Here is a 21,188-nt window from a genome sequence, read left to right on the forward strand (position 1 = left end):
ATCACCCTCAGCCCTACATGCTTCAAACCATTTTCGGACGGTTATACCGTCCGAGAATGGGGGGAGTGTGGACGGGGTGGAGCGAGAGCGTAACCCCATAAGGCCACACGGGGGCACAGCCCCCTCGCTCGTTTCAGAATATGAAACGGGCGAACGTGCGCACGATGTTCGACCACTACCCCTGTGTAGTGGTTGGACGAGTAAGCACAAAGAAAAATTGGAACGCGATGAACAGTGGCACCGCAGGCAGGCCATTGCCACAGGTAAGCCGTGGACATTGGAAGCCGACAAGTACACGCGGAAGGTGCTGGCCGAGTGTCCGGAGCGCGCGCTAACGCTGGAAACGTCAACGGAGTACCGCCGCGTGTACACGAGATTGGTACGCGAGGGAGTTACGGCATGGGAGAAGGCGAACAGTGCGCAGCATTGGAACAAGTTGCGCACGGCGTGCCGCTGGGCAATGGCCGAGGATGTGCGGGCATGGCGCGCACTTGCCGAACAGGCGCGCAAGTCCGGCGACTTGGATCAGGCCCAACAGTGCACCGCAGAGGCATGGAGACTGGCTGTTGCGCTTGATGACCAATTTTTGGCGGCGGGTCGAAAGGCCTGGGCAGCGAAGGCCCTCAAAATAAAAACGGAGGGCGGCAAGCCGGTGGACAAGTCCAAGCGCCTCAGCGGCGCGCCGACAGCCGACACCGCTGCTTGTGCGCTGTTGGACAGCAGGCACCGTGGAACGCGGCTCCTAGAGCGGCACAGTGAGCGTCTGGCGCTGTTGGCGTTGACGGGATGCCGCCCGGCAGAGTTGATGGCCGGGGTTAGCGTGAAATTGTTGAGGGACAAGCATGGAAAGCCCAGCGGCATCGGTGTGGAAATAATTGGAGCGAAGGTGGACGCGTTACGGGGCCACGAAAAGCGCCGCTTGGCCTTCCCGCTGTCGGGCGGCGGCAAGGCTGTCCAAGGTCTTGCGTTGTTGTGCGCCGAGCGTGGCGGGCACTACACGCTTGCGACGACAGACGCCGACTACAGAAGTCTCAACCGAGCGCTTCAGGTGCAAGGCATGAGTTGTTACACCTTCCGCCATGCCGTCGGCAGCGACCTGAAGGCCGATATTTCAGACGGGAAGGCTACGCCGGAGACGGCTGCGAAAATCATGGGCCACCGTTCTACAGCATCCCTCATGTCCTACGGTACAAAACGGCGCGGCCGGGGTGGTCAGCGGCCGCGCGCGAGTGTGTCTGGTCCCATAAAGGACTTGGCGGTAACGAAGGCCGCACGAACAAAGATCAGAGCGGATGCGAAGGCAACGAAAGCAAAAGCAAAAGCAATTTCGGTGGGGGCTTCGCCCGCCCAGGTGCGCGCGCAGACGCGTGCGCCACAAACGCCACTGGCTAAGGGGCTCAGACCCAAAAATTGGTAGAATTCGACCCTAAAAGGGGGATGCCAATGAGTTCGATGAAAGAACAGGTTGTGGCTGGCGTGATAGTTGCCGCGATCGTTGCTGTTGCTGGAGCGATTGGGGCGAGTCTTGCGGGATGGTGGCCAAAGATTTTTGGTCTCATTGGCGGGGCGTGGAACTGGTTTGGCAGTTCGTCTCAACATCCCAACTGGTTGCTTCTTCTGTTATGGGGGGGTGTTCTCCTCGGGTTATTGCGTGTTTCAGTGCGGGTTTTCTATCATTTTCGTGGTTCTGGTGAGCCTGAAGTTACTTGGCGAAATTATCGTCGCGATCACTTCCATGGGGTTGACTGGCAGTGGAATTATACTTCTGGCGCTAACGCTAAAATAATTTCTCTGACGCCTCTATGCCCATCGTGCCAATGTATTCTTGTGCGTAAGGATCATGATTATTTCTCCAGCAACTATGCGTACGGCTTGTATTGCACGAATTGCAGTAGGAGCGCGGCAGATTTTAGGGAGGACTATCACCAACTTTGTCAGAGCACTGAGATCCTGATTGACCGGAAGGTCCGCACCGGGGACTGGAGGAATGTGGGTGGCTGAGTGGTCAAGGTGAGCAACTTGGCATTGTGCCGGGGGGCTGTTAACGTGGACACTTCCTTGGACACCTTGCGCGGGTGCCTCGGGCGCTAAGTCTTGCGCTGCAAGGGTTTTGGGAGTTGTGTGGCTTAGACTCCCCCCCTCTCCGCCAGATTAAAGAAAAAGGGCTGCCGAAAGGCAGCCCTTTTTCTTTATCTGGCGTGGGACGCGCCGCGCGTTGCGCGCGGCGCCCCACACGTTGCTGCGCAACCTGTGGGCCCCTCCCTTTGCCGGCCTCTCCCCGCCCCTGTCGGGGCAGCCCCTCAACAGAGGGGCTTGTTGCTCCAGATGGTTCCGTGCGTGGTGGAGGGGGCATCGATGGCTTTCTTGTCTCTGCAGGAACAGAAGAGGGCTGCCGAAAGGCAGCCCTTTTTCTTTAATCTGGCGTGGGATGCGCCGCGCGTTGCGCGCGGCGCCCGAGACGTTGCGCCACTTGTTGCCCGCTGGGAGCATCCACGCATGGCGTGCGAGGGGAGGCCATGCGCACAGGGTGGGGACCCCTGTCCTGTGCGAATGGCGTGTGCTCAGAACGTGTAGCCCAGTCCCAGCTGTATGCCGTTCTGGGTCTGGCCGTCGCGCCGTTCGCCCACATAATCGACCATCACCGACAGGCGCTTGCTGGCACGGCTGGTCACGCCCAGGTTCCAGGCCAGGACCTGCTCACCGACGGTCTGGCTGCTGGCACTGAACAGCAGGTCCGGGGCGGCGGCGAAGCCGTTGCTGTAGCGGGCCTGGGTATCGCCCAGTTCCTTCTGCCAGACCACGCGGGCACGCGGGGTGATGCGCTCGCCGTTGTTGCCGTCGAAGGTCTTGAACAACTGCAGGCCAGCGCCCACGCGGATGCTCTCCAGGCTGCCACTGCGGCCGACCAGTGCGGCCGCGTCCTGGCCTTCGTTGAAGCGCGTTGCCGAGGTGCGCGTGTAGTCGATCACCGGCAGCAGCGGCTGGATCACCACACCGTTGCCGGTGGTGAACGAGAACGCATGCTCCACGCGCGCGGAAATCGCGTCGTTGCTGTACTTCGCACGCAGCGGTGCCTGCAGGCCCTCGATCCCCTCGACGCTGCGACGGGTGTCGTGGCGAAGATCGGTGTAGCGGACAGCGGCGGACAGGTAGCCGCGCGAATAGAGCGCGTCCACGTAGCCGCCGATATCCAGCGCGCGGACATCGCCGCTGAATCCTGCACCTTCACTGGACCTGGTCGACATGTCGGCCGCGGCAAGGCTCACGCCCAATGTCACACGGTCGTCTGCCAGGCGGGTATCGGCACCAAGCACGATGCCGCCGATGGTGTGGCTCAGGCCGGCGACGCCAGCGTCACCCTCGATGCGACCGTGGCTGCCGAACCCCCGCGCCCAGAAGCTGCGGTTGCGTCCGGTGTCGCCCGCATCACTGCCCGCATCTGCCGGCGCGACCAGGTGCATCGCCAGCTGGTTGAACAGGCGACTGCCGGTCATTGTCGATTGCGCCGAGGCCGTCTGCGCGGCCTGTGCTGCCAGGCCATCCGCATCGCCACCGCTGCGCGATGCTGCCTGGTGCTGCTGCACGACGTTGCCGATGCTGCCGACCAGTGCGGTATCGGCCAGCCGCAGGCTGGCATGCGCGTCGCCACGCAATGCTCCCGCCTGGCGCGCGATGTCATCACGGTCAGCGAACTGCAGGGCGCCCAGCAGTCCGCTCATCGAGGAGGTGCGTTGCGCAGCCGCCTTTTGCAGTGCGATGCCCAATCCATCGCCGGATTGCGCGTTGGCGAACAGACCCGTGTCATCGAAAGATGGATTGGCGGTCAGCCACAGGCCGTTGCCGGTCTGGTTGACGGTGAAGCTGAGCAGCGAATTGTGGCGAGGGCGGAACACCGCGCCGGGAGCGGTGAGGTCCACCGCGCTGCCGGCCTCGCCACTGCGCTCGACGTACTGGAAGCGCCCTTCGATGAAGTCCGACACCGGCGCTGCGCGGGTCAGGGTATCGGGCGTAGCGGTGCGGCACCACAGGCCGGCGTACTCACCGTTCGACGGGCCGCAGGGGGCGACGGGCAGCTGCAGGGCGCTGGAATCCACCTGGGTTCCCACCAGGTGGTTCTGCTGCCCGGCCGGGAAGAACGCCTGCTTGACGTCCAGCGTCAGCCTGGCAGTGGGGGCAATGCTCAGCACGGCGCGGTTGATGTTGCCGAGCAGGTTGTAGTCACCGGACCGCCGGTCCTCATCAACCAGGAAGTAGCGGGCTTCTTCCAGTGTCAGTGCCGGTGCGGTGCGCTGGCTGTCGACCTGGAAGGCCAGGTTCGCGCCGTCGTTGAGGTTGATGTAGCGGCCTTTGCCGATCCGGAAGCGTTCGCTGGTGAACACGTCGTCGCCACCCGGAGCGAGCGCTTCCAGCGAGTAGGGACGCATGACGATGCCGGACGGCGCGAGCGTTCCGCCCTCGTTGATGTCGATCGTGGCATTCAACGAACCGTGTCCGGTCAGCACGCCGCCGCGTTCGATCACGGTCAGGCTGCGCAGTGCGCCCTGCTGCAGCTCGATGCGCCCGCCATTGCGGGCGCCGATGGCTTCGGCGTGGTGGATCCAGCCATCCTGCTGCAGGCGCAGGGTGCCGCCATCGGCCACCACATACTGGGCGGCAGAAGCGGTATCCAGCGACCAGACGCCGCCCTTGCCGATGCGGATCACACCGAAGGCGTCGTCCAGCCGGATGTCCGGGGCCGATTGCTGGAAGTAGCGCAGGTTGGCCAGCGCGTTGGTGTAGCGCCCGCGCACGGCCAGGTTCGGATTGAGATCGCCGCTGACCGCCGTGTCGACGGCGAGTACATCCCCAGGCATGACGTAGCCCGCCTCGGTGACGACACGGTCACTGTAGAAGGTAACGCCAGGATACGCGGTGCAGTTGCCGGCCGCGCTCTGGTCGCGAGTCGGGCAGAAGCGTGTGGCCACGGCCGTGGCATTCGGGTCGAAGTAGCGCAGGAACCCGGATTGCTCGGTCAGCTCGTAGTGTGCTTGGACGATGCGTGCCTCGATGACGGCGAAGTCGGTCGGGCCGAACATGTCCCGGTAGTACTTGATGTACTTGTCCTGCCCCGGGTAAGGGGTTGGGCCGTTCGGGCCGGATTCGCCATGGATGCCCAGCACGGTCTCCGTGTAGTTGCCGTGTGCCGGCAGCAGGCCGAACTGCGTCACCTTGCGCTTGACGCCGGCAACGAAGGCATCGGCGCAGGCCGAGTAGCAGCCGCCGTCCAGTACGGTTTCCAGCCCATGCTGGCGGATGATGGCGCCCATGCCCACGCCGCCGGAGGCGGCCCCGCCGGGCGAGTTGCGGAATACCACCTGGCGCAGCGGCGTCCCGCGTGCCTTGGCAGCAAGGACGTAGGCCTCCAGCGTCCCGGGGTCGGTCGCCAGCACGTTGCCAGTGTAGTAAAGCGTGTCTCCATTCACATGGAAGGCACTGGCACGGGCTGCGGGCGCGGCCGCCATGCCGAGGAGCGCTGCAAGAAGGGCGCTGCCGAGGATGGCTTTGCGGTGGGCGGGCAGGGCGGGAAATGGGGGCATGCGAAGTTCCACGGCAGAGGGGTGATGTGCGGTCCCGCCACTACCCGCTGCATGAACGTGCTGATATCGCGTGATATCAATGCGTTACGGCGTGGGCGCAGGGTGTGCCGCGCTGCAGTCCGTCAGGGTCGGGCCGGGAGAGTCCGGCGCGCGGGCCGTCTCTCCCGATCACTAACGGATGGACAGGGCGTTCTCCCCCAGTCCTGCCTTTGGGACCCATGCAACGAAGGGGCGAAGCGTCCGCGCGGCACGGGTTACCATGTGCGCATCACCTGTTGGAGCGTGCCCCCATGACCGCTGAAATCCTCGTCCCCGTGTCCTTCGGCGAGCTGCTGGACAAGATCTCGATCCTGCAGATCAAGTCCGAGCGCATCAGTGACGAAGGCAAGCTGGCCAATGTTCGCAAGGAGCTGTCGGCGCTGGAGCAGACCTGGATGGCACACCCGGTGGCGGTGAAGGACATCGCCAAGCTGCGGGCCGAGCTGAAGACGGTCAACGAGCAGTTGTGGGACATCGAGGACGACATCCGCCTGAAGGAAAAGGCGCAGGCGTTCGACCAGGGCTTCATCGACCTGGCGCGTAGCGTCTACCTGCGCAACGACGAGCGCGCGCGCATCAAGAGGGCAATCAACCTGGCGCTCGGTTCGGCGTACGTGGAGGAGAAGTCGTACCAGGATTACGCGCAGCGCGCGTAATCCCGGCCAAGGGGTAGATCCACGCCATGCGTGGATGGGGACTGCCGCTCACCCCAGGTGGTCGGCCACGTAACGCTCGAACGCAGCGATACCGTCTTCCACGGTGATCAGTTCCATCACGTCGTCGAACTCGATCTTGGTCCCCCACTTCAGATCGGTGGCCTGTTTGGCCAGATACTTGCGGGCGGCATCGTCATAGCGGTCCACGCAGTAACGGCGATCCGAGTACGGGCCACTGCGGTTCGGATTGCTGGCCGCATGCAGGCCCAGCACCTTGGCACCCATTGCATTGGCGATGTGCATCGGGCCCGAGTCCGGCGTCATCACCAGATTGGCGCGGGCCAGCAGCGCGGGCAGTTGCTTCAAGGTGTCCTTGCCGACCAGATCCAGTGCCGGGGTACGCAACTGCGCCTGGATGGCGTCGGCCATGCTGCGTTCGAGTTCACTGCGGCCACCGCACAGCACCACCCGCCAGCCACGCGTGAGCGCGTGGTTGGCCACGGCGGCGTAGCGGTCGGCGTACCAGTTGCGGCGTACGTGGCTGGAGCACGGCGAGATCATCAGCACCGGGCGGCCATCGTCCTGCCACTGCGCGGCGGCCCACTCATACGCAGACGGTGGCACCGCCAGATCCCAGCTGACCTCGGTCTGGCGCAGGCCCAGCGGCTCGCAGAAGCTGCCGATGGCATCGAGCACGTGGATGCCGGGACGATCTGGGATGCGCTCGTTGATGAAGAGACCGTGCAGGTCCTTCGATCGGCTGCGGTCGTAGCCGATGCGACGCTCTGCGGGAATGAAGGCCGACAGCAGGTTGGCACGGAACGCCACCTGCATCTGCAGCAGCGCTTCGAAGCGCCCCGGTGGCAGCTGCCGGCGCAGCTCCTTGACCCCGGCCATGCCGCTCTTCTTGTCGTAGGCATGGAAGGTGACACCGGGCAGGCCGTCGAGCAGCTTGTGGCCGGCCTTGTCGATGATCCAGTGGATCGGCGTATCCGGGCGCGCAGCCTGCAGGGTGCGCACCAGGGGCACCACATGGGTGACATCGCCGAGTGCGGACAGGCGCAGGAGGCACAAGGAGGAGGACGCTGATGCCATGTGTTGTTAGACTCAATGAAATGGTCGCATTCGACGCCAATGAAGCGCTGACGCCATGCCGCGAGGGTCGCGGCATCGGGGCCATTCTGTTCGACCGCGAGCGGCTGCGGCAAGCCGAGATCGGCCTGTTCTCGCCCCAGCACTGGGGCAGCAGGGCCCGGCCGGTAGGGGACGGTGGTCGTGGCAGCGCCTGGTTCATCGATGCGCCGTTCGGCGCCAGCGTGCTTCGCCACTACCTGCGCGGCGGCATGGCGGCCAGGATCAGCCACGACCAGTACCTCTGGCGCGGCGCGGACCGGACCCGCAGTTTCGCCGAATTCCGGCTGATGCGCGCCCTGCGCGAGAAAAAGCTGCCGGTGCCCCGGCCACTGGCGGCGTTCTACATGCGCGAGGGCCTGCGCTACCGGGCCGCGATCCTGATGGAGCGGATCGAGGGTGTCCGTTCGCTGGCCGACCGCGCGCTGGTCGCCGGCCGCGGCGCGCCCTGGGAGGAGACCGGACGGCTGATCGCCCGCTTCCACCGTGCCGGCCTGGACCATGCCGACCTCAACGCGCACAACATCCTGTTCGATGGCAACGGCCACGGCTGGCTGATCGACTTCGACCGCGGGGTGATCCGCATTCCGGCGACCGCCTGGCGCGAACGCAACCTCAAGCGCCTGCTGCGCTCGCTGGTCAAGCTGCGCGGCGAGCGCAGCGTGGAAGACGTGCAGAAGGACTACGCGCGGCTGCGCCGCGCCTATGACATGGCCTGGAACCGGGGCACCTGATGGACTGGTCGTTGCGTTTCCTCGGCGTCGGCAATGCGTCGGCGGTCGAGCTGGGGTCGCCGATGTCGGTGATCGAACGGGACGGTCGGCCGTGGCTGACCATCGACTGTGGCGGCGAAGGCCTGACCGCGTTCAAAGCGCACTACGGGCACATGCCGCAGGCGCTGTTCGTCACCCATGTGCACCTGGACCACGTGGCCGGCTTCGAGCGCCTGTTCGTGGACACCTTCTTCAATGCGCACCGGCGCGGCAAGGTACGCCTGTACGTGCCCGCCACGGTGGTGCCGCTGCTGCACAAGCGCATCGGTGATTATCCGAACGTGCTGGCCGAGGGCGGTGCCAACTTCTGGGATGCGTTCCAGCTGGTCGTGGTGGGCGAGGCGTTCTGGCACGAGGGCGTGCGCCTGGAAGTGTTCCCGGTGCGCCACCACTGGCCGGAGACGGCCTATGGCCTGCGCCTGCAGGGCGCGCTGACTTGGAGCGGCGATACCCGGCCGATTCCGGAGATGCTGGCCCGCTTCGCCAACGACAATGAACTGATCGCCCACGACTGCGGCCTGCACGGCAACCCGTCGCACACCGGCGTGGACGACCTGGAACGTGAGTACAGTGCCGAACTGCAGGCGCGGATGATGCTCTACCACTACGCCAGCGAGGCCGACGGCCAGGCGCTGGCCGCGCGTGGGCACCGCGTGGCGCAGCCGGGGCAGTGCGTGCCGTTGGCTGACCCGACCGCGCCGCACGTACTGGCGCAGGATCCACCGTGAGCGGAACCGGCCGGCCCGTCGATACGGCGCTGGCCGCCGAGCTGGAAACGCTGGAGCGCGCGCTGCATGCATCACCGGTGCGTGTCGACCGTGAGCGTCTTGCTGCATTGCTGGATGAGGATTTCAGCGAGATCGGAAGTTCCGGCCAGTGCTATGGCCGTGATGCGGCGTTGCAGGAGATCCCGCTGGAGCGCGCGCAGGTGCTGATCGAGTCCGATCAGTACGCGGTATGGCTGTTGGCCGAGGGTCTGGCCCAGGTGCGCTACCGCAGCCGCCATCACCTCGATGGCCATGCGCAACGCTGGGTGCTGCGCAGCTCGCTGTGGCGCCGTCACGGGGACGGATGGCGCATGGTGTTCCACCAGGGCACGCCGGAAGCGCAGTAGCTTGGGGCCATGTCCGGTGCGAACGGCATAAGGGTCAGAGCCCTTTGCCGGGCAACGGGATCTGACCCCAGTGCAGGAAAGGCGGTGGCCCCGCCGGCTGGCCTCGGCGCCCGCGTCGATCGATACCGTTGCTGCCTTCCGGCCCTGGCGGGGTTTTCGACCTAGCGTCGCGAGGGGCCGACGGGGCCACCATAGAGACGTTGGCCGCCCATGGGGCGGCCAGTTCACGGATCAGGGGAAGCAGCGCGTGTCGCGCCGGAGACCACAGCCGGACTGCACATCGGCTGGCCGATGGCAGACCGCAACTATAGCGCAGGCAGGTACATCGACGCCAGCTTCGTGCACTGAATCGGCTGTAACCCGCGTCTCCCGACAACGCCCCGCGCCGACCGGCGTTGCTAGAATGCCGGCCAGGAGGAACGACCTCCCCCACATCGGGAATCAATGACCAGGACGGCCTGGCCCTACCAAGAGGAGGGCCGTGCCATGGCCTGGATCTATCTGTTGTTTGCCGGCCTGCTGGAAATCGTCTGGGCCGTGTCCATGAAGCAGTCCGAAGGCTTCACCAGGCTCACCCCCACCGTGGTCACCATCATCGGCATGATCGCCAGCTTCTGGCTGCTGGCGGTGGCCATGCGCAGCCTGCCACTGGGCACCGCCTATACGATCTGGACCGGCATCGGTGCGGTTGGCGCGTTCGTGGTCGGCATTGTGTTCCTCGGTGAGCAGGTCAGCCCGATGCGGATCGGTGCGGCGGTGCTGATCGTTTCCGGCCTGGTGCTGATGAAACTCTCCAGCAGCTGAATGCATTTAGTTGAGCGGGGAATGGATTCCCCGCGTCCTGCAGGTATATGCATTTTCGGCAAAACCATTTTGTCCGCCCGTTTTATTTGACGCACGTCATGAAAATAACGAGCGTGATTCACATGCCGCTGGCGCCATCGGTCGCACAGTGCCGCCATTCGTCATGCGAAACCGGGGAGTTTTCGCCTTGACGGACACGCCGGCGCACCTTTTCCACGGGCGTCGCGTGAAGATGTGAAGATTTTCAGGAGTTAATGCCGCCACGCCTTGTTCCCGTATCGGGAGCCGGGATGGGCCGCATCGTCTTCAAAAAACCTGCCCGCAGTGCCATCCGGTCTTTTCATGGAGATTCACCGATGAACCGCATTTACCGTCTGGTTTTCAATCGCGCCCTCGGCGTAATGCAGGTTGCATCGGAGGTCGCCCAGAATCCTGGCGGAAGTGCGATTACCGCGAAGCGGCCACCGCGATTGCGGGCGCATCAGCTGACGGTTGCACTGGCGGCCACCCTGGCCAGCGGTTCGGCGTTCGCAGCGTGCACTACCGCAGGCACCACGGTGACCTGCGCGACTGGCTCCAATACCAATTCGCTGGCCAACAGCATCAATGGCGTGACGCTGGATATCCAGACCGGCGCTGTGCTCAGCGTGCCGCCGATCGTTGGCGGAAGTGCCGTGAATTTGAGCGGTAACGGCATCACCGTGAACAACCAGGGCACGATCGATCCCACCCTCAACGGTGGCCTGAGCCTGGCGGCGTCGGGCATGGTGCTGGGTAACAACTCCGTCGGTGGAAACACGATCAACGTCAACAACCAGGCGGGCGGGGCGATCAAAGGCCTGGTCAATATCGGCTCCATCCTCGGTTTCGGTGGACAGGCGCTGGTGGTGCAGAACGCTTCCGGCGGTGTCAGCAACATCGTCAACGCCGGCAATGTGGACATGTCGATTCTTGGCGCAGGCCTGTTGACCACGGCCGATGCGGCATCGATCGTCAGCTACGGTGGTGCGCAGACCAATCTCAACAACACCGGCACCATTACCGGCCGCATAGGGTTCCAGGGTTCGGCCACGGCGGGGGCCGGCAATACCTTCCTCAATGCGGGAACCATCAACGGCAGCGTGAACCTGGGCAGTTCGGTCACCGGCAACACCTTCACCGCCGTGTCTGGTTCCAGCGTCAATACCGCCGGTATCGGCGTGGCTGGGCAGGTCGGCGCGCTTGCGGTGAATCTGGCCGCGGCCGGCATCGTCGACGGTGGTTCGGCGTCCAACAACAGCCTGGTGCTGCAGAACAGCCCAACCGGCCCGGGCAGCGGTACCGGTGGGGCGGTGACCACGTTGGGCTGGAACCAGTACATCAACTTCCAGAAGCTCACCGTCAACAGCGGTACCTGGAACCTGCAGGGTGCGTGGGCTGGCGCAGGTACGACCACGCTCAATGATGGTCTGATCAATTTCAACAATGCCGGTTCCTTCGGCACAGGACTGTTCACCGCCAATGGCGGTGCCATCGCCTCCTCCACGGCCGGTCTGAACCTGGCCAACGCTTTCAGCCTCGGTGGCAATCTATCCTTGGCAGGGACCAATGCGTTCGGCCTGGGCGGCGTGCTGTCCGGTACTGGCGGGCTGACGGTCAACAACACCGGCATCGTTACTCTCGGCGGCGCAAACCTGTTCTCCGGCGGCGTCAACCTCAATGCCGGCGGCCTGGTACTGGGCGATGCCGGTGCACTGGGCAGCGGCAACCTGACCGTCGGTGGCAGCGCTTCGCTGGATACGACGGCGGGCTTCACCCTGGGCAACAATCTGGTGATCAATGGCGGGGGCTCGCTGAACCTCGTGGGCAGCAACGCGTTGTCATTGAACGGTTCGATCTCCGGTGCCGGCAACCTGACCAAGAACGGTGCCGGCACGCTGACCTTGAACGGCGCCAATTCGCTGACCGGCAACTTCAACCTGGCCGGAGGCGCGTTGGCGCTGGGCGCGGGCGGCAGCCTGTCGCCCACCGGTGCGATCACGGTCGGCGTCGGTACCACCCTGAACCTGTCGGCGGCCGCCGACCAGACCATCGGTTCGCTGGCGGGCCTCGGCGGTTCGGTCGACCTTGGCAGCCATACGCTCACTCTCGCCGGGCTGGGCGATACCAGCTACAGCGGCACGTTCGCCGCAGGCACGGGTGGCCTGGTCAAGCTGGGCACCGGCGTGCAGACCTTGTCGGGCGTGAACAATCTCAGTGGCGGCGTGGCACTCAACGCCGGTGGCCTGCTGCTGGGCAATGCTGCTGCGCTGGGCAGCGGTACGCTCTCTGTTGGGGGCAGCGCCACACTCGACGGCACGACGGCGCTGGCGCTGACCAATACAGTCAACCTCGGTTCGGGTGCCAGCCTCAATCTGCTCGGCAACCAGGCGCTGACGTTCAACGGCGTGATCGGTGGCACCGGCAGCCTCGCCAAGAATGGTGCGAGCACGCTGACACTCAACGGTGCAAATACCTTTGGTGGTGGGCTGGCGCTCAATGCCGGTGGCCTGGTCCTGGGCAATGCCGGCGCGCTCGGAACCGGCGCGTTGACTGTTGGCGGTGTGACAACGCTCGATGCCAGCGCGGCGCTGAGCGTGGGCAATGGCATCAACCTCGGTGCGGGTGGCCTGCTCAATGTACTGGGCAGCAATGCACTGACGCTGGGCGGCGCCATCGGTGGCACCGGCAGCCTGGTCAAGAACGGTGCCGCCACGCTGACGCTGGGTGGCGCGAATACCTTCACCGGCGGCCTGGCGATCAATGCTGGCAAGGTCGCGGTGGGCAGCGGCGGAAGCCTGTCGGCCGGCGGTGCGGTCAACCTGGCCGGCGCTGGCGCGGACCTGGACATCTCGCTCGGCGGCAACCAGACCATCGGCGCGCTGTCCGGTATCGCCAGCAGCACGGTGACGCTGGGCAGCAGCACGCTCACCTTCGGTGATGCCACCAACCAGACGTTCGCGGGCGTGATCGGTGGTACCGGCGGCCTGGTCAAGCAGGGCACGGGCATCCAGACGCTGAGCGGCGCCAACACCTTCAGTGGCGGCGTGAATCTGACAGCGGGCGGCCTGCTGCTGGGCAACAACAGTGCGATCGGCAGCGGGGCGTTGACGGTCAGCGGCAACAGTTCGCTTGATGGCAGCGCTGCATTGAACCTGGCCAATGCCATCAATCTGGGCGCGGCGTTGACGTTGCCTGGCGGCCAGAACCTCAGCCTCGGCGGCAACATCACCGGCACCGGCAGCCTGACCAAGAACGGTGCCTCGCTGCTGACCCTGAATGGCACCAACACCTTCAGCGGGGGACTGAATCTCAACGCGGGCGGGTTGTTGCTTGGCAATGGCGGCGCGCTTGGCAGTGGTGCCCTCAACGTGAGCGGCAGTGCGTCGCTCGATGGCAGCGCGGCGCTGAGCCTGGCCAACAATGTGACCCTGGGCAGTGGGGCCGTGTTGTCGCTGCCGGGTTCGCAGGCGATCACGCTCGGCGGTGTGGTTTCCGGCGCGGGCAGCCTGGTCAAGAACGGTGCCAGCACGCTCACGCTCAACGGTGCCAACGCATTCACCGGAGGCCTGGTACTCAATGGTGGCGGCCTGATGCTGGGCAATGCCGGCGCGCTGGGAACCGGACTGCTTGCAGTCGGTGCAAACGCCACCCTCGACAGTTCGGTGGCATTGAACCTGGGCAACGCCATCGATCTCGACACCGGTGCGCAGCTGAGCCTGGTGAGCAACCAGAACGTCACGCTGGGCGGACTGATCACCGGCACCGGTGGCCTGGTCAAGACCGGTAGCGGTGTTCTGTCATTGAACAACAGCAATACCTTCAGTGGTGGCCTTGCGTTGAACGCGGGCAGTGTGTCAGTGGGCGCCAACGGTGCGCTCGGTACGGGGGCGCTGAACATCGGCGGCAATGTTTCGCTCGATGCGGGCGCAGCGGTTTCGCTGTTCAATGCGGTGAACCTGGGCGCCAACACGCTGACCCTGCCGGGCAGCAACAACCTCACCCTGACCGGTGTGGTGGGAGGAACCGGTGGCCTGATCAAGAACGGCGCCTCGACGCTGACGCTGTCCGGTGCGAACACCTTCCTGGGCGGTGCCACGGTCAATGCCGGCACGCTCGCGCTTGGCGCCGGTGGCAGCCTTGCCGCAACCGGTGCGGTGGACCTCGCCGGTGCCGGCGCGACGCTGGACATCTCCGCGGCGGGGGCCGGGCAGACCATCGGTGCATTGAACGGCATCGCCGGCAGCCATGTGGCGCTGGGTACGCAGACGCTGACCTTCGGCGGCGCCGGCAACGGCAGCTTTGCCGGCCTCATCGATGGCAGTGGTGGATTGATCAAGGCTGGCGCGGGCGTGCAGACGCTGTCCGGAGCCAATACCTTCAGTGGCGGCGTTGCGCTCAATGCCGGCGGCCTGGTCCTCGGCAATGCCGGGGCGTTGGGTACGGGGGCGCTGGGCATTGGCGGCAACGTCAGCCTGGACACGACGGCTGCGCTGGATCTGGCCAATGCGGTGAACTTCGGCGCGGGTTCGCAGCTGACGCTGGGCGGCAGCAATGACCTCAGCCTGGCGGGCGTGCTGGCCGGTGGCGGCAGCCTGGTCAAGAACGGTACGGGCCTGCTGACCCTCAACAACACCAATACCTTCGGTGGCGGCCTGACCTTGAACGGTGGTGGCCTGGTGGTCGGCGCCAATGGTGCGCTCGGTACCGGCTCGCTGGCGGTGAATGCCAGTACCACGCTGGACACGAGTGCTGCGGCGACGCTCGGCAATGCGGTCACGCTGGGCTCGGGCGTTGCACTGACGTTGCCGGGCAGCAACGCGCTGACGCTGTCGGGTCCGATCACTGGCAACGGCAGCCTGATCAAGAATGGTGCGACGACGCTGACGCTGTCCGGTGCCAATCTCTACAACGGTGGCACCACCATCAATGCCGGTACGCTGGCACTCGGTGCGGGTGGCAGCCTTGCCGCAGCGGGTGATGTCACTCTCGCCAACGCCGGTGCGGTCTTCGATATCTCCGCTGCAGGCGGCAGCCAGACCATCGGCGCGCTCAACGGCGTGGGTGGCACCACACTGGCCCTGGGCGGAAACTCGCTGACCTTCGGTACAGCGACGAACGCCGCGTTCGACGGCGTGATCAGTGGCGGCGGCGGTCTGGTCAAAGTGGGCGCGGGCGTGCAGACGTTGTCCGGTGCCAACACGTTTGGCGGCGGCGTGACGCTCAACGCAGGCGGGCTGGTGCTCGGCAATGACGCGGCGCTGGGCACGGGTGCATTGACCGTCGGCGGTGCCGCCACGCTGGATACCACCGGCCTGGCAACGCTGGCCAACAACATCGCGCTCAATGCCGGGCTGACCGTGCTCGGCAGCAATGCGCTGACACTCAACGGTGTCCTTTCCGGGGCTGGCAGCCTGACCAAGAATGGCGTCGCGACGCTGACCTTGAACGGGATCAACACCTACACCGGTGGCACCAACATCAACGCCGGCACGCTGGCGCTGGGTGCCGGTGCCAGCCTGGCGGCGAGCGGTACCGTGAACCTCGCCACCGGCGCCACCCTGGATCTGTCTGCCGGCAGCGGCACGCAGGTGTTCGGCACCCTGGTCGGCAACGGTACGGTGAACCTGGGTGCCAACTCGATCGCAGTCGGCGGGGCCACCAATGGCACGTTCAGTGGCTCGATCGCAGGCACGGGTGGCCTGACCAAGGTCGGTTCGGGCATTGAAACGCTGACCGGCACCAATACCTATACCGGCGGCACCTTCATCAACGCCGGCACGCTGGCGATTGGTCCGGGTGGCAGCCTTGCCGCGACCGGGGCGGTGAACGTGGCTGCACCCGGTGCGGGCTTCGACATCTCGGCCTCCGGTGCCAACCAGACCATCGGTTCGCTGTCCGGCGTGGCCGGTGCGACGGTCAGCCTGGGGGCCAACTCGCTGACCCTTGGCGGTGCCGGCAGCAGTACCTTCGACGGTGCGATTTCCGGTACCGGTGGACTGGTCAAGAACGGCGCAGGCATTCTCACGCTCGGCGGCGCCAACCTGTTCAGCGGTGGCGTTGCATTGAACGGTGGCGGACTGGTGGTCGGCAACAACGCTGCGCTCGGCACCGGTGCGCTGACGGTGGGCGGCAACGCGACGCTGGATGCATCGACAGGCGTCAACCTGGCCAACAACATCGGGCTTGCAGCGGGCGCCAACCTCGACCTGCTGGGTAGCCAGGCGCTGACACTGGGTGGCGTGATTTCCGGTGCCGGCGGCTTGATCAAGGACGGTGCGGCCACCGTTACCCTGAGCGGTGCCAACACCTACACCGGTGGTACCACCATCAACAACGGCACGCTGGCGATCGGCGCCGGTGGCAGCCTGGCGTCGACCGGCGCGGTGAACCTGGCAGGTGCCGGTACCCTCGATATCTCCGCGGGCAACCAGGCCATCGGTTCGCTGGCCGGCGTGGTCGGCAGCACGGTGGCACTCGGTGGCAGCACGCTGACCCTGGGCGGCACGGTGGACAGCAGCTTCAACGGTGCGATCAGCGGCAACGGCGGCCTGATCAAGAACGGCGCCGGCGTGCAGACGCTCAATGGCGCCAGTACCTTCAGCGGTGGGGTAACGCTCAATGCCGGTGGCCTGGTGGTCGGCAACAATGCTGCGCTGGGCACCGGCGCGGTAACGGTGGGGGGCAATGCCACGCTCGATTCGAACACCGCGGTGACGCTGGCCAACAACTTCATCCTCAATAACGGGTTGACTGTACTCGGCAGCAACAACCTCACCCTCAACGGCAGCCTGAGTGGCACCGGCAGCTTGACCAAGGAGGGGGCCGCAACGCTGACCTTGAACGGCGTCAACACCTATACCGGTGGCACCAACATCAACGCCGGCACGTTGGCATTGGGCGCGGGCGCGAGCCTGCACGCCAGCGGCGTCGTCAACCTGGCTTCGGGGGCGACCTTCGACCTGTCGGCGGGCAGCGGCACGCAGCAGTTCGGCACCCTGATCGGCAACGGTACGGTGAACCTGGGCGCCAACACGCTGACGATCGGTGATGCCAGCAACGGCACGTTCAGTGGTTCGGTGGCCGGCTCTGGCGGCCTGGTCAAGGAAGGATCGGGGACCCAGACGCTGACCGGCACCAACACGTTCACCGGGGGTACCACCATCAATGCCGGTACGCTGGCGATCGGTGCAGGCGGCAGCCTGGCGGCAACCGGCGCGGTGAACCTGGCCAATGCCGGTACCGCCTTCGACATCAGCGCGGGCGGCGCGCAGACGATCGGCTCACTGGAGGGCGTGGCCGGCTCGGCCGTGGCGCTGGGCACCAGCACGCTCACCCTCGGCGGCGTCGGCAACACGACGTTCGCCGGCACCATCGGGGGGACCGGTGGCCTGGTGAAGAACGGTGCAGGTGTGCAGACCCTGAGTGGCAGCAATACCTTCAGCGGCGGCGTGGCACTCAACGCCGGTGGCCTTGCCCTGGGCGACAACGCTGCACTGGGCACCGGCACGCTGACCGTGGGCGGCGACGCCAGCCTGGACGCCACCACCGCGCTGACGCTGGCCAACACCGTGCAGTTGAGCAGCGGCACGCTGACCCTGGCGGGCAGCAATCCGCTGACGTTGAATGGTGCAATCAGCGGTGCCGGCGGCCTGCTCAAGGACGGTCCGGCGACGGTTAGCCTGGGCGGTGCCAGCACGTATACCGGCACCACCACCATCAACAGCGGCACATTGGCGGTGGCGGCCGGTGGCAGCCTGTCCGCTGCCAGCACGGTCAACCTGACCGGTGCCAGTACGCTGGATATCAGCGCAGGTGGCAGCCAGAGCATCGGCGGCCTGGCCGGTGTGACCGGATCCAGCGTGGTGCTGGGCGGTGCAACCCTGACCACCGGCGGCAACAATGGCAACACCGTCTTCGGCGGCGTGCTCAGTGGCACCGGCGGCCTGGTGCAGAGCGGTACCGGCACGCTGACCCTGAGCGGCGACAACGTCTATACCGGCGGCACCACCATCAACGGTGGCAGCACGCTGCAGATCGGCAACGGTGGCAGCACCGGTTCGGTGCTGGGCGACATCACCAACAACGGCAACCTGGTCTACAACCTCGGCACCACGGCAACCGTGGGCGGCGTGGTCAGTGGCAGCGGTGGCCTGACCCAGGCCGGCAGCGGCACGCTGGTGCTGACCGGCAACAACACCTATACCGGCGGTACCACCATCAATGCCGGCGGTACGCTGCAGATCGGCAATGGCGGTGCGACCGGTGCGATCGTTGGCGACATCACCAACAATGGCGCGCTGGTATCCAGCGTGGCCGGCAACACCACGCTGGGTGGCACCATCAGCGGCAGCGGTGGCCTGACCCAGGCCGGCGCCGGCACGCTGACCCTGACCGGCAACAACACCTATACCGGCGGCACCACCATCAATGCCGGTGGCACGCTGCAGGTCGGCAATGGCGGCGCCACCGGTGCCATCACCGGCAACGTCGCCAACAACGGCAGCCTGGTCTTCGACGTGGCGGGCAACACCACCGTCGGTGGCGCGATCAGTGGCAGTGGTGGCCTGACCCAGGCGGGCAGCGGCGTGCTGACCCTGGTCGGCAACAACAGCTACACCGGCGGTACCACCATCAATGCCGGCGGCACGCTGCAGGTCGGCAACGGCGGGGCAACCGGCGCCATCGCCGGCGACATCACCAACAATGGTGCGTTGATTTCCAACGTGTCCGGCAACACCGCGCTGGGCGGCACCATCAGCGGCACTGGCGGCCTGACCCAGGCCGGTAGCGGTACGCTGCTGCTGACCGGCACCAACACCTACACCGGCGGTACCACCATCAATGCCGGCGGCACGCTGCAGCTGGGCAACGGCGGTGCGACGGGCTCGATCGTTGGCGATGTCACCAACAATGGCACGCTGCTGTCCAACGTGGCCGGCAACACCACGCTGGGCGGCACCATCAGCGGCAGTGGCGGCCTGACCCAGGCCGGCAGCGGCACGCTGACCGTGACCGGCAACAACACCTATACCGGCCCGACCACCATCAACGCCGGCGGTACCCTGCAGGTCGGCAATGGCGGCGCCACCGGTGCGATCGGCGGCAGTGTGACCAACAACGGCAGCCTGGTGTTCAACGTGGGTGGCAACACCACCGTGGGTGGCACCATCAGTGGCAGCGGTGGCCTGACCCAGGCTGGCAACGGCACCATTACGCTTACCGGAAACAACACCTACACCGGCGGCACCACCATCAATGCGGGCGGCACCGTGCAGGTCGGCAACGGTGGGGCCAGCGGTTCCATCACCGGCAACATCACCAACAACGGTGGCCTGGTCATCAACACCGGTGGCACCACCACGCTGGGCGGCACCATCAGCGGTGGCGGCAGCATCGTGCAGGCAGGTCCGGGCGGGCTGAATCTCGGCGGCAACAGCGGTGGTTTCAGCGGCACCGGCCAGGTCACCGGCGGTGGTCTGAATGTCACCGGCACTATCGGCGGCCAGTGGACCATCGGCAGCGGAACCACGCTGTCCGGCACCGGCACCATTGGTGGCACAGGCGGCGGGGTGACGGTGTCCAGCGGCGGCGTGCTGTCGCCGGGCAATGGCCCAGGCAACGGCAGTGGTGCGGGCAATGGCACTGGCACGATCACGGTGGGCGGCAACTTGACGTTGTCGCCGGGCAGCACGCTGGGTATCGATCTCGGTGCCACCGGCAGCGACACGGTGCAGGTGGGCGGCAGCGCCAACGTGGGCGGCAGCACGGTGCAGGTGAACACCATTTCGCCGAGCACCAGCTACCAGCAGGGCCAGCAGTACACGGTGGTCAATGCAGGCGGTGGCGTGAGTGGGCAGTTCGCCTCGGCAACCTCGCCGTCGGCCTTCCTGACCATCACCCCGGTCTACACCGCCAACACGGCCAACCTGCAGATCGACGTGGCGCAGACCGCAGCGTTCACCACCGTGGCCAACACGCGCAACCAGTACAACACTGCTGCGGCGCTGGACAGCCTGCCGCAGAGTGGTCCGGCGCTGGGCCTGTACAACACGGTGCTGATGTATGACGCCGGCACCGCGCGCAGCGCATTCGACCAGCTGTCCGGTGAAGTGCATGCGGCCAGCCGCGCGGTGCTGCTGTACGACAACTACCTGGAAGAGGGCATCCGCCAGCGCCTGGGCAGTGAGCTGCCGACCGTGCGTGGTGAGCGCGCCTCGGCCTGGTTGGCCGGCAGCGGCAAGGTGTTCAAGCAGGATGGCGATGGCAACGGCGATGAGATCCGCTCCAACCGCAATGCGCTGATGGCCGGCGTGGACTGGCAGCTGGGCGAGCACGTGGTGCTGGGTGCAGCGGCCGGCAATGAACGGCTGGATACGCGCCTGTACGATCGCAGCTCGCGGGCGCGCCTGCGTGGCAACACCTTCGGTGTCTACGCACAGGGCCAGTGGAACAACGGCTTTGCGGTCGGTGGCAGCGTATCGCGCGGTGACTACCGCACGCGCACCACGCGAGAGGTGCCGCTGCTGGGCCAGACCCTGTACAGCCGCCAGGATTCGGATGTGACCATCGCGCAGGTGGAGGGCAGCTGGACCTGGACCCACGGCAGGACCCAACTGCAGCCGTACGTGCAGTTCACCAAGCACTGGGTCGACAGCGATCGCGCTGTGGAGCAGGGCGGCACTGCTGCGCTGGAGCTGGAAGGCGGCAAGGACACGCTCAATGTCAGCACCGTGGGCGTTCGCGGGCGCTGGGACGTGGGCAGCGGCGAGCGCTTCCCGGCACAACTGACCGTCGGCCTCGGCTGGCAGCATGCTTCGGGTGACACCGATGTGGCCAGCCGCAACCGCTTCGCGGTCGGCGGCAATGCCTTCGACGTCTACAGTGCAGTGATGGCGCGCAATGCACTGGTCAGCCAGGTGGGCGTGGCAGTGGGACTTGGCCGCAACAGCCAGCTGTCGATGTTCGTGCAGGGCCAGCACGGCGATGGTCGCCGCGATGTCGGTGGCCAGATCAATCTGCGCGTGGGCTTCTGAGCAGGGGAGGCCAGCGGTAGATCCACGCCCCGCGTGGATCT

The 21,188-nt window shown here is 65.9% G+C and carries 9 protein-coding genes and 1 other RNA gene; 7 read left to right on the forward strand and 3 right to left on the reverse strand.

Translation table 11 applies throughout. The annotated features are described in order from the left end of the window. The first annotated feature begins 217 nt into the window (after positions 1-217). Positions 218-1,417 (forward strand): hypothetical protein, encoded by a 1,200-nt coding sequence (locus tag N5D91_RS00945; RefSeq protein WP_104920605.1) that lies wholly within the window; start codon positions 218-220, stop codon positions 1,415-1,417. A gap of 1,144 nt (positions 1,418-2,561) precedes the next feature. On the opposite strand, the gene N5D91_RS00950 is transcribed toward N5D91_RS00945, so the two are convergent. After that, complete coding sequence (locus tag N5D91_RS00950; RefSeq protein ID WP_279907036.1) at positions 2,562-5,576, reverse strand: autotransporter domain-containing protein; 3,015 nt, start codon at positions 5,574-5,576, stop codon at positions 2,562-2,564. Positions 5,577-5,866: 290 nt separating this feature from the next. On the opposite strand from N5D91_RS00950, the gene N5D91_RS00955 reads away from it, so the two are divergent. Further along, a complete protein-coding gene (locus N5D91_RS00955) occupies positions 5,867-6,271 on the forward strand; it encodes a DUF6165 family protein (protein ID WP_180854053.1) in 405 nt (134 codons plus the stop codon). Between the two features lie 48 nt (positions 6,272-6,319). On the opposite strand, the gene N5D91_RS00960 is transcribed toward N5D91_RS00955, so the two are convergent. Continuing rightward, positions 6,320-7,366, reverse strand: a complete 1,047-nt coding sequence (locus N5D91_RS00960; RefSeq protein WP_032127782.1) for a glycosyltransferase family 9 protein — start codon at positions 7,364-7,366, stop codon at positions 6,320-6,322. Positions 7,367-7,386: 20 nt separating this feature from the next. Between N5D91_RS00960 and N5D91_RS00965 the strand changes: the two genes are divergently transcribed. From N5D91_RS00965 to N5D91_RS00975, 3 genes are read left to right on the forward strand one after another with little or no spacing between them, the layout of a single operon-like run. After that, positions 7,387-8,136, forward strand: a complete 750-nt coding sequence (locus tag N5D91_RS00965; RefSeq protein ID WP_110711233.1) for a 3-deoxy-D-manno-octulosonic acid kinase — start codon at positions 7,387-7,389, stop codon at positions 8,134-8,136. Next, entirely contained in the window at positions 8,136-8,903 is a 768-nt protein-coding gene (locus tag N5D91_RS00970; RefSeq protein ID WP_110711235.1) for an MBL fold metallo-hydrolase, read from the forward strand. Before N5D91_RS00965 ends, N5D91_RS00970 begins: the two co-directional genes overlap by 1 nt. Then, positions 8,900-9,289 (forward strand): nuclear transport factor 2 family protein, encoded by a 390-nt coding sequence (locus N5D91_RS00975; protein WP_180854054.1) that lies wholly within the window; start codon positions 8,900-8,902, stop codon positions 9,287-9,289. Before N5D91_RS00970 ends, N5D91_RS00975 begins: the two co-directional genes overlap by 4 nt. A gap of 93 nt (positions 9,290-9,382) precedes the next feature. Here N5D91_RS00975 and ffs read toward each other — a convergent pair. Then, positions 9,383-9,473: signal recognition particle sRNA small type (gene ffs / locus N5D91_RS00980), an RNA gene on the reverse strand. Positions 9,474-9,775: 302 nt separating this feature from the next. On the opposite strand from ffs, the gene sugE reads away from it, so the two are divergent. Both sugE and N5D91_RS00990 read left to right on the forward strand, forming a co-directional pair. After that, the gene (gene sugE, locus N5D91_RS00985) at positions 9,776-10,093 is read left to right on the forward strand and encodes a quaternary ammonium compound efflux SMR transporter SugE (protein WP_005415486.1); all 318 of its coding nucleotides are present in this window, start codon (positions 9,776-9,778) and stop codon (positions 10,091-10,093) included. 356 nt (positions 10,094-10,449) lie between these two features. Further along, positions 10,450-21,147 (forward strand): autotransporter-associated beta strand repeat-containing protein, encoded by a 10,698-nt coding sequence (locus N5D91_RS00990; RefSeq protein ID WP_279907039.1) that lies wholly within the window; start codon positions 10,450-10,452, stop codon positions 21,145-21,147. Positions 21,148-21,188 lie beyond the last annotated feature (41 nt).

Origin of the sequence: Stenotrophomonas sp. GD03794 (assembly GCF_029842145.1) — a bacterium.
GTDB classification, from domain to species: domain Bacteria; phylum Pseudomonadota; class Gammaproteobacteria; order Xanthomonadales; family Xanthomonadaceae; genus Stenotrophomonas; species Stenotrophomonas riyadhensis.